The 14,532-nt window shown below is 38.6% G+C and carries 12 protein-coding genes; 3 read left to right on the top strand and 9 right to left on the bottom strand.

Annotation, left to right across the window (positions count from 1 at the left end; genetic code table 11):
• Position 1: 1 nt before the first annotated feature.
• Together IJ535_RS03405 and IJ535_RS03410 are read right to left on the bottom strand one after the other, a co-directional pair.
• Positions 2-898 (bottom strand): carbohydrate ABC transporter permease, encoded by an 897-nt coding sequence (locus tag IJ535_RS03405; RefSeq protein WP_294298857.1) that lies wholly within the window; start codon positions 896-898, stop codon positions 2-4.
• 61 nt (positions 899-959) lie between these two features.
• Complete coding sequence (locus IJ535_RS03410) at positions 960-2,387, bottom strand: ABC transporter substrate-binding protein (RefSeq protein ID WP_294298863.1); 1,428 nt, start codon at positions 2,385-2,387, stop codon at positions 960-962.
• A gap of 400 nt (positions 2,388-2,787) precedes the next feature.
• Here IJ535_RS03410 and IJ535_RS03415 point away from each other — a divergent pair, with 400 nt between their 5' ends.
• Positions 2,788-3,708: an ArsR/SmtB family transcription factor gene (locus IJ535_RS03415; protein ID WP_294298866.1), complete on the top strand. Its 921-nt coding sequence runs from the start codon at positions 2,788-2,790 to the stop codon at positions 3,706-3,708.
• A gap of 107 nt (positions 3,709-3,815) precedes the next feature.
• Here the strand turns inward: IJ535_RS03415 and IJ535_RS03420 are convergent, their stop codons facing one another.
• From IJ535_RS03420 to IJ535_RS03440, 5 genes are all read right to left on the bottom strand, one after another.
• Positions 3,816-4,064, bottom strand: a complete 249-nt coding sequence (locus IJ535_RS03420) for a DUF6171 family protein (RefSeq protein WP_294298867.1) — start codon at positions 4,062-4,064, stop codon at positions 3,816-3,818.
• Positions 4,051-5,004, bottom strand: a complete 954-nt coding sequence (locus tag IJ535_RS03425) for a glycoside hydrolase family 43 protein (protein WP_294298870.1) — start codon at positions 5,002-5,004, stop codon at positions 4,051-4,053. The genes IJ535_RS03420 and IJ535_RS03425 overlap by 14 nt, the downstream gene beginning before the upstream one ends.
• A 21-nt stretch (positions 5,005-5,025) precedes the next feature.
• On the bottom strand, positions 5,026-6,549 hold the full coding sequence (locus IJ535_RS03430) for a glycoside hydrolase family 43 protein (RefSeq protein WP_294298872.1): 1,524 nt from the start codon (positions 6,547-6,549) through the stop codon (positions 5,026-5,028).
• A 200-nt stretch (positions 6,550-6,749) separates the two neighbouring features.
• A complete protein-coding gene (locus IJ535_RS03435) occupies positions 6,750-8,090 on the bottom strand; it encodes a butyryl-CoA:acetate CoA-transferase (RefSeq protein WP_294298874.1) in 1,341 nt (446 codons plus the stop codon).
• Between the two features lie 174 nt (positions 8,091-8,264).
• Entirely contained in the window at positions 8,265-10,094 is a 1,830-nt protein-coding gene (locus IJ535_RS03440) for a hypothetical protein (RefSeq protein ID WP_294298875.1), read from the bottom strand.
• A gap of 183 nt (positions 10,095-10,277) precedes the next feature.
• On the opposite strand from IJ535_RS03440, the gene IJ535_RS03445 reads away from it, so the two are divergent.
• The gene (locus tag IJ535_RS03445) at positions 10,278-10,733 is read left to right on the top strand and encodes an acyl-CoA thioesterase (protein WP_294298878.1); all 456 of its coding nucleotides are present in this window, start codon (positions 10,278-10,280) and stop codon (positions 10,731-10,733) included.
• Positions 10,734-10,807: 74 nt separating this feature from the next.
• Here the strand turns inward: IJ535_RS03445 and IJ535_RS03450 are convergent, their stop codons facing one another.
• On the bottom strand, positions 10,808-11,047 hold the full coding sequence (locus tag IJ535_RS03450) for a hypothetical protein (RefSeq protein ID WP_294298880.1): 240 nt from the start codon (positions 11,045-11,047) through the stop codon (positions 10,808-10,810).
• Between the two features lie 15 nt (positions 11,048-11,062).
• A complete protein-coding gene (locus IJ535_RS03455; protein WP_294298883.1) occupies positions 11,063-13,399 on the bottom strand; it encodes a hybrid sensor histidine kinase/response regulator in 2,337 nt (778 codons plus the stop codon).
• A gap of 177 nt (positions 13,400-13,576) precedes the next feature.
• On the opposite strand from IJ535_RS03455, the gene IJ535_RS03460 reads away from it, so the two are divergent.
• Positions 13,577-14,524: a hypothetical protein gene (locus IJ535_RS03460; protein WP_294298886.1), complete on the top strand. Its 948-nt coding sequence runs from the start codon at positions 13,577-13,579 to the stop codon at positions 14,522-14,524.
• The last annotated feature ends 8 nt before the right edge of the window (positions 14,525-14,532 follow it).

Raw genomic sequence — 14,532 nt, forward strand, 5'->3', positions numbered from 1 at the left:
ATTAATCCTCTCCCTTCTTGAATGTACCGTTCACGATAAGCTGTGCAAAGTTGATAATAAGTGCTACAACAAGAAGTACTACACCTACTGCACATGCATAACCCATATCATTCTTTTCAATACCACGCTTGTATAGGTAGCCTACAATTGTAAGACCGATGTTGTTTGGTGATGAATTTCCTGCCCATAACATATATGATTCAAGGAACATTGCAAGACCAGCATATACTGAAATTGTAAGTACATATACTGTTGTTGGCTTAAGAAGTGGAAGTGTTACATACTTGAACTTCTGCCATCCTGTTGCGCCGTCAATATCGGCAGCTTCATATAATGAAGTATCAATTGATTTAAGACCTGAAAGGAAATAGAGCATATTTACACCTGTCCATCTCCAGCAGGCTACGATTAAGAGGGCGAGCATACCTGACCAACCCATCTTTAACCATTTATATGTTCCAAGGCCTAAAGCCGCTGTAATCATGTTCATCTGACCTGTTGTGTACTCTGTAAACATCAGGCGGAATAATGTACCAGAAATAACTACTGATGTTAATGCTGGCATGTAAAGAACTGCCTTCCATACGCCCTTTGCCTTTACCAAATTGCTATCAAGAAGCACTGCAAAAAGCATTGGGAATGGAATGAGAAGGACTAAAGTAAAGAACATGTATTTTACACTGTTCCATACTGCGATATGAAAAACGTTGTCCTTGAGAAGCTTTGCATAGTTAGCAAAACCAACCCAATCAGATTTGATTGCTCCTATATCCTGGAAGCTCATTGTGAAAGCTGTAATAAGTGGGTAAACCCAGAAAAAGAAAAAGCTTAAAATAAAAGGTAAAACAAAAACATATGGTGCCACCTTTTGAGAGTATAAAAAGTTCTTGATTTTCATAATGCACCTTTCTCCATTTTTTAAAATAGGGATGCCTGCCTAGGCCGGCATCCCGTAGAAATTACTGTTCCATGTCAATCGCATCCTGAGCTTCTTGTAAAGCATCATCAATTGAGTAATCTGGATCTTCAAGTACCTCATTAAGTGTTGTTGTGCAGAGATACTCGTTGATTGTTGGGCTGATAGATACAACTGAAATCTTACCAATGTTGTCCATTCCGATATCGCTTAATACATCGTATGGATAGTTGATGAAGAACTGGTTATACTGATTGTTGTCATCATGAGCGAATGCTTCATCACTCCAAAGAGCTGTGTTACATACATCAAATCCAAGTGTATCCCAGATGTGCTGTTCACCAGCCTCTGACATCTTAGCCCAGCATGTGAACTCTGCTGCAAGCTCCTTGTTAGCTGACTGCTGTGTTACAACTGTACCTGTACCACCTACACCAACTGAGCACTTCTGTCCCTCTTTGAATACAGGACACTTAGCGATGTACCAGTTACCCTTTTCATCAGGCATGTAGTTTGTGAAACGTGACATATACCACATTGCCTTAGGGAAAGAAACAATGTTTCTATCCATAATGTTCTGGAAACCAGCTTCAAGGTCAACATGTCCATCTGGAGAAACCATTGCAAATCCTGACTTTAACCAAGACTGCTGCATTGTAAGCATTTCCTTAACTGAATCAAGCTGAACATTTGCTGAACCTTCGAATCCACCTGTCCAGTCATCGCCATACTCAGCCATTGCAATCCAGAGCCAATCAACTCCGCCTGTATCAACTGATGTAAAGTACTTTGTATCATCTCCTAAAGCTGTAAGGTATTCATTACCAAGAGCTTCGTAATCTTTCCATGTCTTAACTGCATCAATCTTAGCAATTACTTCATCCTGGCTAAGTCCCATTGCCTCGCTCATTGCAGCTACGTTGTAGTACATTACTGTAGCACCTACGTGATAAGGAGCTCCGTAGTAGTTACCATCTTCACCCTGATATGTTTCCATTCTTGCAGGAACCATTGTATCAAGGTAATCCTTAGCGTAATCGTTAAGTGGTACAAGCCACTGATCAAGACCTTCAACTACGTTAGGGAACTGACCAACTTCTACATCACAGATATCTGGAGCACCTGTGCCAGCCTCAAGAGCTGTAAGAAGCTTTGTGTGCATATCACCATAAGGATATGTTGTACATGTAATTTCGATTGTGTTGTCTGGGTGTTCCTTGTTCCACTCCTCTGCCATAACACCGTAGTGCTGACCGTGAAGTTCAACAAATGTCCACATCTCAAGATGTGTTCCGTTTGGATCACCAAATGTGTTAGTTACTACCTCTGACTCAGCTGACTCAGCAGCCTCCTCATCTGTTGCAGCAGCATCAGGATCAACCCCGCCTTCTGAAGCTGCTCCGCCGCAGCCTACAAACAAGCTAGCTGCCATTGATGTGCAAAGTAATGCACTAATCAACTTCTTCTTCATTCTTCTCCTCCTTTTGTAAAAAGAAAATATTGTTTTTAATTGTCTAGAACTTTCATAATGTAGTACAATTGACTGAGGCTTGTTAGTCAAAATCACTAAACCAGTAAAGCTCTTTAACGATTATGTAATTATTATAAATCTGCATTGGTATAAGTCAATAATTATTTTAGTTTTTTCTAAAGTATTTTGGATATTCTTTTATTCTTCACAAATTCACCATAGTTTTTTTAGGCAAATTATACAATTAGTTTCATAAATTCAGGTTTTTTAGAACGAAAATATTATTATGTTTATATTTTCGTAAAATAAATTCCATATTTTCATCTTATTTATTGACATGAATTGTACTAGTTTTTATAATTATAGATATTATTTTATTTTCTTATAAAGGAGCAGTGTAATGATTCATATCACATCACTGGAAGAAGGACTTGAATTATTTAAAGCCTTAGGCTCAGACGTGCGTATCCAGATACTTAACATATTGCTAGAAAACGATCATATGAGCATGAATCAATTAGCCACAGAGCTAAAGCTATCAAACGGCGCTCTTACAGGTCATATTAAGAAGCTTGAAGAATGTGGTCTTATTTCTACATCTAACGAATCTGCCAGCCATGGCAATTCCAAGATTTGCTCTGTTATTCAGGACAAAATCGTAGTAGAAATTGAAAAGCCAGAAGACCTTACTAATGTATTTACTACTGATATTAAGGTTGGTCAGTTTTCTAAATATGATATCTGTCCCACATGTGGTCTTGCCAACAGTCAGTCAGTTATCGGAGAGATTGACGACAGCAGATACTTTAGTCATCCAGACCATTTCAATGCAGATATACTTTGGTTTACAAAGGGATATATAGAGTACTCTCTTCCAAATCTTATACCTAGCAACAATCAAATCACTCAGATTTCCATCTCATTTGAGATTTCATCTGAGGCACCAGGCATTGATAACAACTGGCCAAGTGATATTTCATTCTCACTTAACGGCAAAAAGCTTGGTATGTGGACAAGCCCTGGTGATTTCGGTGGAGAAATCCGAGGAATGTTTACACCTGACTGGTTTCCACCTAACTGGAATCAATATGGTTTGTTAAAGCTTTTAGTTGTAAATAAGCATGGAACTTTCATTGATGGTTTACAGATTTCAGATATCACTATCGAAGATTTAGATTTAGCGCAGGGGGCGCCTCTTGATTTTAGAATTGCAGTTGAAGATGACGCTGAACATATCGGAGGTGTTACACTCTTTGGAAAGACCTTCGGAAATTATGGACAGGATATACGTGTAGCAATCAACTATTGTCCTGTAAAATAAAAATGAAGCCAATCTGTTACGGTAACAAGCATTATAATTCTCCGTTCGGAAACACTCCTCACTTGAGAATTACAATAGCTTGTTACCTACAGATTGGCTTTTATTTTTTACCATAATTTCTTCGGGCAACGGGATACCTTGGCTGTGGCGCGAAGCTCTACGTAGCAGCCACATGCCATGCATGTGCCTTCATTAAGCTTGTCGCAGCCTTTGCATACATTAAGACGGCTTTCATATTCTTCATCACTAACAATATCCTCAGCCTTCAATGCTGCCTTGTATTTTTCAATCATAGAGGTGTCTGCATCAATCATATCTCTCAGCAGACACCTGGTACATACTCTATTTTCGATCATAACTAAATACTGGTCTTCCATCCTGCCATCCAAACTTCATAAGCATTGCATGGCGATTAGGATTGTAAAGTGGATCTCCTACTATTTCAGTTTCTGTTCTAGCATGATAAACAAGAATATCATTTCCATCTTCATCAACTGTAAATGAATTATGACCTGGCCCGTATACTACATGCTTTTCTGATGATGCAAGCACAGGGTATCTCTCCTTCCTCCAAGAAAGAGGATCTAGTAAATCGCTGTTTTCATCTGCAGTAAGCATACCCATGCAGTAGTTGATGCCAGTATCGCTGGCTGAGTAAGTCATGAAAATCTTGCCATTTCGCTTAATAACTGATGGTCCTTCATTTACCCAGAAGCCATGTCGCTCCCAATCATAGTCAGGAGTTGTAAGAAGTACCTGATCTGTCTCAAGGGTGTAGCCGTTTTTCATTCTGGCAATATAAAGATTAGATATCTGTTTACCTACGCCTGTTTTCTCTGCCCAAATATAATACCACTTTCCATGATTTTCAAAAACAGTTGCATCCAAAGAAAATGCCTCAAATGAAAATTCATCTGTCGCTGCTCTTGTCATTTTGCCCTTTTCAATCCAAGGGTCACGCATTGGGTCATCCCCTTGGCACTCCAGCACATAAGGACGAATCTTCCAGATATCTTCCATTTCACCACCTGCATAATAGATATACCATTTGCCAAAAAGATAGTGAATCTCTGGTGCCCAGATATGCTTAGACTGTGGACCTGCTTCATGCTTGTGCCAGATTTCTAGCTCTGGAGCCTCTTTAAGTCCTTCAAGTGTTCCACTGCATCTAAGAACTATTTTGTCATATTCTGGCACTGATGCTGTGAAATAATATTTGCCATTAGTATGTCTGTACACATAAGGATCTGCTCGCTGTAAAATCCAAGGTTTATTGTATTCAAAATATTTGTCCATTTTTTTATTTTTCTCTCCTCTTTAGTATTTAACTCCCCAAACTGATTCGTTACCACCTACAGCAGAAAAAGTCATCACATCTGTGCCTGCCTCATCTTTCATTTGACAAAATACACCGCTGAATTCTTTGTCTCCCATTTTAATATTCATGTAGTAGCTGCCATCCTTCATACTCCATGTACCTGACACTTCTTCTCCATCTACAGAACCATCCTTGTTTAGATAGAAGATTCTAGGATTAGCAATATCGCTTGAAATATCAGTGCCCTGGTTAATCACATAGTAGCGGCCAACTACATCATTCTTGCTGTATCCCTTATCAGAAACAGTCTCCCCCTGTGTCTGATATGGAAGCTCACATGGCCAGCCTTCCGCATTCATAAGCATTTGATGAACACGTGGTGAATGATTTTCTCCACCATCATTAAACCTGGTGTGGTAGACTACGTAAACCTTGCCATCCTTATCAACAAAGGCTGAATTATGACCTGTTGCCATATATGCCTTATCAAGACTAGGAAGCTTGTAATTACCTGAAAGCTTAAGTCCAAAGTTTTCATGCATTGCACTCTTTTCTGGATAAGCTCCATTCATATCTACATACTCTCCATCAACAGTCTTAGAGCGGAATACTCTCATCTGATATCCACCATTGCTGGTAAGACCACCGTATGATACGAACAGATAATAGTAATCTGTAGCTTCGTCATACATAATGTATGGTCCCTCAATAGAGATGTGACCACCGCCAAGCAGCTTCTTACCAAAGTATGCATCTACACCCTTTGCTTCATCAGCCTCAGGGTGAATAACAAGCCCAGTAGCTGGGTACAGCTCAAGAAGATATATACCACCTGACCAAGAACCGTAAACCATCCACATTCTGCCATCCTTATCATAGAACACTGTTGGGTCGATGGCATTTGGGTAATCTTCGTAGTTATAAGCACCGCCCTTAATGTAATGCTTCTTGGCATAATCCTCATCTACATAATCAAGCACATCAGTTGCTTCTATATTTTTATTTGTAAAGCCTGAATAAATAAGTGCTCCCTGCCATTCAAATGGTCCCTCTGGGGATGTGCTGGTGCCAAAGCACAGGTTCGAAGCATTAAATGTACTGGTTGTGCAATAATACATATAATACAAACCTGTAGTTTCGTTGTAAATTACATCAGGTGCCCACACATGGGTACCACCATCATCTGTTTTGATGATACTGTCCTTTGAGCCAGAATAAGCAAATGCCTTATCCTTCACATCATAAATCTGACCGTAAACTGGATTGGTCTTCATATATCCATCTGCAATACTCTCCCAATTAAGTAAATCAGTACTTTTTGCAGCTGTCATATGAGAGCCGTAAATATAATATGTTCCGTCAACTTCTAAAATGGATGGATCATGGACAGATACGCCCGAAGATACGTCACCTACTGCAATGCCGTCGTAGCTAACTGTAAAGTTTTTAGATTCTGAGCCCGCGCATGCTGTAAGACCTCCAACCATAGAAACTGCCAGAACACATGAAATTAATCTTTTCATGCGTCTCCTCCTTTGTCTTATTGCTTAGCATCAAGCCCCTATAAAAAATGCTTAGCTTTATTTCAAAGATAATATATCAAATTATATTTAGATTTTCAATAATTATTTTATATTTTTCTAAAACAATCATAGGTTATACTAAGAAAACCCCTCTACCGTAAGAATTTTTACGGTAAAGGGGTTTTATCTTAATATACCAATTATTTATTTGAACGTCTCCAAATGTGCATCTTCTCAGCCTCAGCAATAAGCTCATCTCTGAAATCAGGATGTGCAATACTGATAATTTTTTCTGCACGTTCCCAAGCTGAAAGGCCCTTAAGGCAAACCTTACCATATTCTGTTACAAGGTAATGTGTGTTTGCACGAGTATCTGTAACAATAGAGCCCTCTGCAAGTGTAGGACGAATACGGCTCTTAACAGTACCATCCTTTGTAGTAAATGTAGATGAAAGACATACAAAGCTCTTACCACCATTAGAAAGATAAGCACCAAGTACGAAGTCAAGCTGTCCGCCTGCACCAGAAATGTGCTTTGTTCCAGCTGACTCAGCGTTAATCTGACCATATAAATCTACATCAACGGCGTTGTTGATAGAGATGAAGTTATCAAGTGCTGAAATCTGACGGATATCGTTAGTGTAATCAACAGGTGCGCTCATAAGCTCTGGGTTCTCATCCATGTAATCGTACATCTTCTTTGTACCAGCACCGAAAGCGTATGTCTGACGGAATCTGTCGATATTCTTCTTAGAACCGTTAATCTTACCAGCCTTTGCAATGTCTACGAATGCATCAACGTACATTTCTGTATGAACACCAAGATCCTTAAGGTCTGAATCAGCAATCATAGCGCCTACTGTGTTAGGCATACCGCCGATACCAAGCTGTAAGCATGCACCGTTTGGAATCTCCTCAACGATAAGCTTAGCTACTGCCTTATCTACATCTGTAGGAGCACCGCCTGCGCCCATCTCTGAGATAGCTGGGTTGTTGCTTTCTACGATAGCATCAACCTTTGAAATGTGGATGCCTTCCTCAAAACCGCCAAGGCAACGTGGCATGTTCTCGTTAACTTCTACGATGATGTGCTTAGACTTTTCAACTGCAGCCATAAGATGAGATGCGTTAGGACCGAAGTTAAAATATCCATGATTATCCATTGTTGTTGTCTGGAGCATAAGAACATCGTTTGGCTCAATGTGCTCACGATAGTATCTAGGAAGCTCAGAGTATCTGATAGGTGCATAGTATGAGCAGCCTTTTGCAATAAGCTTACGCTCGATACCACCCATGTGCCATGAGTTCCAGCAGAAATGCTCACCTGCATCTTCTCTTTCGAAGATAGCTGGAAGCTTCATTAAAATACCACCACGAACCTTAACATCACGTAACTCATCTGTACGTGCTGCAAGTGCCTTATCAAGTGCGTCTGGTGTACCTGTACACCAACCGTAATCTACCCAATCTCCGCTTTTTACAACCTTAACAGCTTCTTCTGCTGTCGTAAGCTTGCGCTTATATTCAGCTTGAAAATCCATAATAAACCTCCGCTCGTTAAAAATTTATCAATTAGATACATTTTACCACGATAGGAGGTTTACTGCAAATAAAAAAATATGTTGTTTAGATATGAAAAGACTTTTGTTTTTAATCTAAAAAACAAAATCTTTAAATTTCGTTCAAGAATCCCATAAATATGCTTTTCTATTTAATTAAAATCCAAAGATATATTTTACAATCTCGCAAAAATGAGACTGTACATATTTAATAATTGTTGGAATATAGCACTTAATCTCATTCCAATGAGCACATACGTATGGAATTACCACATCATTGATTACCTTAACTGCATTATCAATAGCTTCCTTCTCCTGCTGCTCTTTTTGGCTCTTTTCATCCTCACCTGGCTTTGTATCATCAATAACAGGCTCATCCTTTGATGGTGTATCATCTCCCGAAATCACTGGTGTTTCTGGAGTTGTTGGCTCACCTGGATTTTCTGGAGTTTCTGGAGTTTCAGGATTTTCAGGCTTCTCTGGTGTCTGTGGTTCTTCTTCACCACCAAGTGTTTCTGGAGTAACAGAAAGAATAATATCTGCATAGTTCTCATTTGAGATAGTTACAGTATAGGCTGTCTCTGGAATCAGCTCCTCTTCAACGTTAACCTTAACTACACCATTTTCTACTGTTACAGGTGCACTATCTACTACACTTACTGTAGTTCTGCCTTCCTTGTATGAAAGTGAAAGTGTAGCCTCACCAATCTCCTTATCAATACCTTCAACTGTAAGAAGCTTGTTATCATTTACATTGAAATATGTCTTAACGTTTGCTGTATCAAAAACAGGCTTAACATATACAGATTCATCAAAAACATAGCTGTATACATCGTCAGCTGTAAGATAATCTACAGAATTAATGTAGCCACCTTCAAATGATGCACTTGCATTCATATCTGGCTCAAATGCGATTTCGTATGTTGAAACCCAGATTTCCTTTAAGTGTCTTACACCAAGAGAAATAGCATTACCGTTAGCATCAACGCCTCTAAGGATAGCACCATGTACTGCATTATTTACAGGATATATATCATTGTCTCTTGTTTTTCTAAGATAATTTGTAGATGATTCATTAACCTCTAGCTGGTATGTACCATATCTTGTAAAGTACTTAAGTGCAGCTGTTGCATCCTGAACCACAATCTTCTTTCTAATTACTGCCTTACCAAAGCTTTCTCCATCATATGGTAAATAATAAGATGGAATAACTGCCTGATTTTCATTTACTGCAACAGCAAGAATATTCTTGTAAGCATCCTTTACGCCTAAGCCTGCTGCATCTAAGATAGAAGCCTTAACATAAGCCTCCTTGCTAATAGCTACATTAGCACTCTTTAATCCATAGATATAATAACCTGATTCTGTTACCTCAGATGTATCTGTGTTTGCAAAAAGAGTATTCTTTCTAGTTGTTGCAGATGATACAGCATCGTACTCATCAGCTGATGTCTGGCCCTTGTAAAGCTGTGTATAAGAAGCCTTAGCTGCGCCATAGATATTTCCTGATAAATCAGCTTTTGTATAATAGTAGATATCAGTTTCGTCTACCTTAGTAAAGTCTGCAAAGGGAATCTCTGATTCTTCTGTTCCTTCCCCTATAACCACTACAGTAGCTTCATTGATATCATCTGTCTTACGGATAAAGTAATATGTCTCACCAATCACCTCTACTGATGTTGCTGTAACATTCTCTTCCTCAGCTTCTGGCTGTTCTTCCACAACAGCTGCTTCCTCAGTAGTTTCGTCTTTAGCCTCTGTGCTATCCTTGGCAGCTTCTGTCTCTTCTTCCTTTACCTCGGCCTCTACTTCTTCCTTTACCTCGGCCTCTTCCTTTACTTCCTCATTTGAAGTCTCTTCTACAGTCACATCTGTTTCTGCTACTACACTAGTATTGTCCTCAGTAGTTTCAGCGGCAAAAACTGGAGTTTCAAGTGAAGTCACTGCAAGTCCAAGGATAAGTAGTTTCGCTACAAATCTTTTCATAAATATCCTCCTGTTTTTATTAAGTTTTTAGATTTAAAACATATAATGGGATTAGCGTTAGTGCTTGCTAACAAGAACTATTAGACTATAACATATGTTAGCCTGCCCTAACAATAAAAATCTTGAATATTTACATGAAAAAAAATATCATATAATTAAAGATATTCATCAGGAGGTGTAGCTATGGCTAAACAAGAAATTGAAGTTGCTGGTGCACCAAAACAGGTTACCATTACCCCTTTTGAGCATCACACAAAATATCATGAAACAGATTTGCAGGGTGTTATTCACACATCTAATTATCTTAATTGGATAGAAGATGCCCGAATGAATTTGATGGAGCAGATGGGTCTTTCATTTAAACAGATGTTAGACATGGAGATTAGTTCTCCAATGATTTCCCACTCCATAGAATACAGAAGTGAAGTTAAATTTGACGAAACTGTTGTTGTAGAAACAAAGCTTTTGTCCTATGATGGGCATGAAATGGAGGTTGCCTATCGTATTTACGATAAAGCTACTGGAGAAGACAGGGCTATTGCCAAAACCAGCCATTGCTTTGTAGATAGAAGTGGTATACCGATTTCTATGAAGCGCGCTTATCCGGAGCTGGATACGAAGTTCTTTGAATTTAAATAAAAAATCGGATGAGGTGCTTTTTATACACACCTCATCCGGCCCTTGGCCACCTTCCCCTCAAGGGGAAGGCTTTTTTATTGTTTCGCTCCTATTTCCATTAACAGGTTGATAAGCTCGATGTCCGATTCCTGAACACGAAGGTTTGTTTCAATCTTCTCTCCTTTAGGATCTGTAATAGCAATCTCGATAACTGAACCCGGTGTCATTGCCTTTCCCCTAGCTGCATTAAAAAATGGTAAAAGCTTAGGGTGATTTGAATTAAATTTTGCTGCTGCACTTCTTACTCTTAATAAGTCTGCTGGATTAAATGCCATAATTCTATTCTCCTACTACAATATATATTTACGCAGTAGCTTACGAAGCTCCTCTTCCTTAATTGGCTTTTCAATATAATCATCAAAGCCTAAGCGCTCATACTCTTCCTTGGCGCCAACTACTGCATTAGCCGTTTGCATGATAAGAGGTGTATCTTTATTAGGATTCTCGTCTAAGGAATCTAATATGTTCTTAAGCTCTATACCATCCATACCTGGCATTAAATGATCAATAAATATCATATCATATTTTGTACTTTTTATCTTCTCTATTGCTTCTGCTCCACTAATGGCAGTTTCTACAGCCACATCTGTATTGTTAAGCAAAACTGAAAATACTCTAAGATTAATAGCAACATCATCTACTACAAGAATCTTGCCTAATATATCAAAGGTTTCGTGTCTGTCAGCCACACGTCTATCTCCGTTTGGTCCCATAGAGAATATGCCACATGGTTCAATAGAGCGTATTTCCTGAGGAAGTACAACTGTAAATGTGGTGCCCTTGCCCACTTCTGATTCAACAGATATAGAGCCATCCATCAAATCTATCAGCTGCTTTGTGATAGTAAGGCCTAATCCGGTTCCTTCTATCTTTTTGTGTTGGAACTCTCCTACTCTTCTAAATGAATCAAAAAGATATGGGATATTTTCTTTCTCAACACCAATTCCAGTGTCACTAACCTTTACTATTAAAAGAAGACGGCCTTCAAATATTTTGCCATCGATGCCTAGACTAATTCGTCCCTCTGGTGTATATTTTACAGCGTTTGTAAGAAGATTGGTGATAACCTGAATAATTCTTTCCTTATCACCCCTTAATACAGAAGGAAGCACATCACTCATATCTACCTCAAAGGCTAATCTGCTGGCCTTTGCTCTTGGGCGAACCAAAGCATAGCATTCTCTTACCATATCAATCAAATCATAATCTTCTTCCTCAATCTCTATCTTTCCTGCATTTACTTTTGCAAGGTCTAACACCTCGTTTACTATGCTAAGAAGGTAATTGCCTGCGCCATTAACATCTCTGGCGTAATCTAAGATATTCTCTTCCCTGCTTTCCCTAAGAATCATTTTGTTCATTCCAAGGATTGCGTTGATTGGAGTACGCATTTCGTGAGACATTCTTGTGAGGAATGCTGTGCTGGCCTCTTGCGCCTGTACTGCGGCGTACATATCTCGTTCCATGCTGCGGACATTACCAAGGGATCTTATATAAGACATTACTATCATAAACAATAAGCCCAAAAGAATTATCACTCTATCCATAGATGTTGGATGATTGTGATAAGAAACAATCTGTACAACACCTGCAATCATGGCTCCTAATATTCCAATCATTTCAGGTAATAGCCTCTTGATATAGCCCTGAATAAAATCGCACACACAGGTAACTATAAAAATAACTATAGAAAGAAGTATTCCCATAAAGGCAAATGGTAAAACGCCACTTAAATCAATCTTGTTAAAAAACTGAAGTATGATTCCAAGATACCCTACAAATATAGTAAGAACCTCGGTAACCATGTAGAATATGCGGTATCTCCCCTCCTGCAATCTGTCAAAATACATAGACATAACGAAAGGCAACATAATCAGACTAATATAAGTAATATAGGAAATAAGGGAAAAATTAGGTGCAATAAACTGTCTTGTTGTGGATTCTGAAAGTGCCCAAAGTCCTGCACACATTACACCCCATCCAGCAAAGAAAAGAGGCTGGGTCTTATTGTAAGAAAGCTTTACTCCCACACCTATTACAAAGGCTATGAAGCCAAGCATTATAAGAAGCCCCGATAAAAACATGGAAAGCTTTTCTCTCTCAAACAAATCCAGTGTGATTCCAAGCTGAGTACCAATCGTTATCTCATCAAGGACGCCTGAATAATTGTTGTTGCCTACAAATTCGATTCTAAGAAGCTTCCCCTCATCAACCTTTTTAACTGGAACAAACATCAATGCCCCTGGGCTATTGTTACCAAATTTGCGGGTATACTTAGTAGAATACTCATATATAAGCTTATCGTTAATATAGGCATATACATCCTGCTTTTCAGAATTAAAGGATACATACAATCGGTCAGCAAAAACACCAGTAATCTCCTTTTGAATTACCAGCCTATTACCTGTTGACATTTCGTATTCTCCAGGAACTGTAATATCCTTATAACTACCATCGGAATCTAACCGCTGCCATCCTTCACTATAGTTTTCTAAAGAAAAATCACTGTACGTGCGTTCATCAGGCCAGAAATGCTCGCCATATATCATAAGTCCTATGACAAAGACATATAAAACAACACTACAGGTAATTATTATCTGAAAAACAAATCTACTAGTCTTTTCCATTTTAGTCCCTCAATACACATAAAAATTGAAATTCTTAAGATTTATTTTAATCTTTAATCCTATTCAAAACAACAAGTTACGAAAAATGTCACAGAATTTTAAACATTATATACACTTTTAAATGATATACTGATTTTAAATGAGCAGATTCTTATTAAAATCTCGTAGGAGGTGACTATGGCCAGTTCAGAACAGATTGCAAGAGAATATTATGATAAAGGTATGGAGTTAATCCACTCAACTAATGTGGAGCTTGCTATTGATAATCTAAATATGGCTCTTTCTATTTATGAAGAATTAGATGATGCTATTTCTTATATTTGGACAATGCGAGGCCTTGCTATTGCATACGGTATTCTAGGATATGACAGTAAGGTGCTGCAAAAATGTCTTATTGCGCTTAACTATGCTGATAAAAAAGGAATACAAGGAGCAAAGCATCTATTCTATACAACCATCTGCGATAGATATATGATTCTTGGTGATTATGACAGTGCCATAAACTACGGTAAAATGGCGCTTCAGGATTTAGAGGATCATGGCACCGATTTTCCTAATGAGCCTCACTCTTATATGGTGGCCTGCATGAATTTAGCATATTCATATTTGCACATTCGCAGATACCCGGACGCAGAAAACTATCTGAAAAGAGCCAAGGAAATCGCAATGAAAAACGACATGCACCACCACGACCTTAGTATTTCTGTACTTAGTGCTAATTTACATTTTCATATTGGCGATGAGCAATATGTCTACGACCATATTGATGAATTAGTTACCTTTATTAAGAACTCAAGGATTACCATTCAGGATTATATTCAGGATTTACGTCTTCTAATTGAAACCTTCTGCGGAATGAAGGAATTCGCTAAAGCTGAAGCTGTTGCCACAAGCCTTGAATCATCTGCTACCATCTCTAATGATGTACACATGAAGCTTGCTGCTGCTCAGCTTTACATGATGGTGTACAAGCTAAGTGGTGAAACAGAGAAATATCATAATTCCTGCGTTAAGTTTGCTGAGGGAACCATTGCCGTAAAAGAAGCAGAGGCTGCAGAACATTTGCTGGAGATGGACACTGCAATCGCATTGTCTATTGCCGATACTCCTTTGGATTTATTATAATCTCTGTT

Source organism: Pseudobutyrivibrio sp. (genome assembly GCF_017471675.1).
Classification (GTDB): Bacteria; Bacillota; Clostridia; order Lachnospirales; family Lachnospiraceae; genus Pseudobutyrivibrio.

Coding starts and splice junctions, on each gene's coding strand:
- IJ535_RS03430 (WP_294298872.1), bottom strand. CDS start 6,549: ATGAAAAGATTAATTTCATGTGTTCTGGCAGTTTCTATGGTTGGAGGT.
- IJ535_RS03440 (WP_294298875.1), bottom strand. CDS start 10,094: ATGAAAAGATTTGTAGCGAAACTACTTATCCTTGGACTTGCAGTGACT.
- IJ535_RS03450 (WP_294298880.1), bottom strand. CDS start 11,047: ATGGCATTTAATCCAGCAGACTTATTAAGAGTAAGAAGTGCAGCAGCA.
- IJ535_RS03410 (WP_294298863.1), bottom strand. CDS start 2,387: ATGAAGAAGAAGTTGATTAGTGCATTACTTTGCACATCAATGGCAGCT.
- IJ535_RS03455 (WP_294298883.1), bottom strand. CDS start 13,399: ATGGAAAAGACTAGTAGATTTGTTTTTCAGATAATAATTACCTGTAGT.
- IJ535_RS03425 (WP_294298870.1), bottom strand. CDS start 5,004: ATGGACAAATATTTTGAATACAATAAACCTTGGATTTTACAGCGAGCA.
- IJ535_RS03415 (WP_294298866.1), top strand. CDS start 2,788: ATGATTCATATCACATCACTGGAAGAAGGACTTGAATTATTTAAAGCC.
- IJ535_RS03435 (WP_294298874.1), bottom strand. CDS start 8,090: ATGGATTTTCAAGCTGAATATAAGCGCAAGCTTACGACAGCAGAAGAA.
- IJ535_RS03405 (WP_294298857.1), bottom strand. CDS start 898: ATGAAAATCAAGAACTTTTTATACTCTCAAAAGGTGGCACCATATGTT.
- IJ535_RS03420 (WP_294298867.1), bottom strand. CDS start 4,064: ATGATCGAAAATAGAGTATGTACCAGGTGTCTGCTGAGAGATATGATT.
- IJ535_RS03460 (WP_294298886.1), top strand. CDS start 13,577: ATGGCCAGTTCAGAACAGATTGCAAGAGAATATTATGATAAAGGTATG.
- IJ535_RS03445 (WP_294298878.1), top strand. CDS start 10,278: ATGGCTAAACAAGAAATTGAAGTTGCTGGTGCACCAAAACAGGTTACC.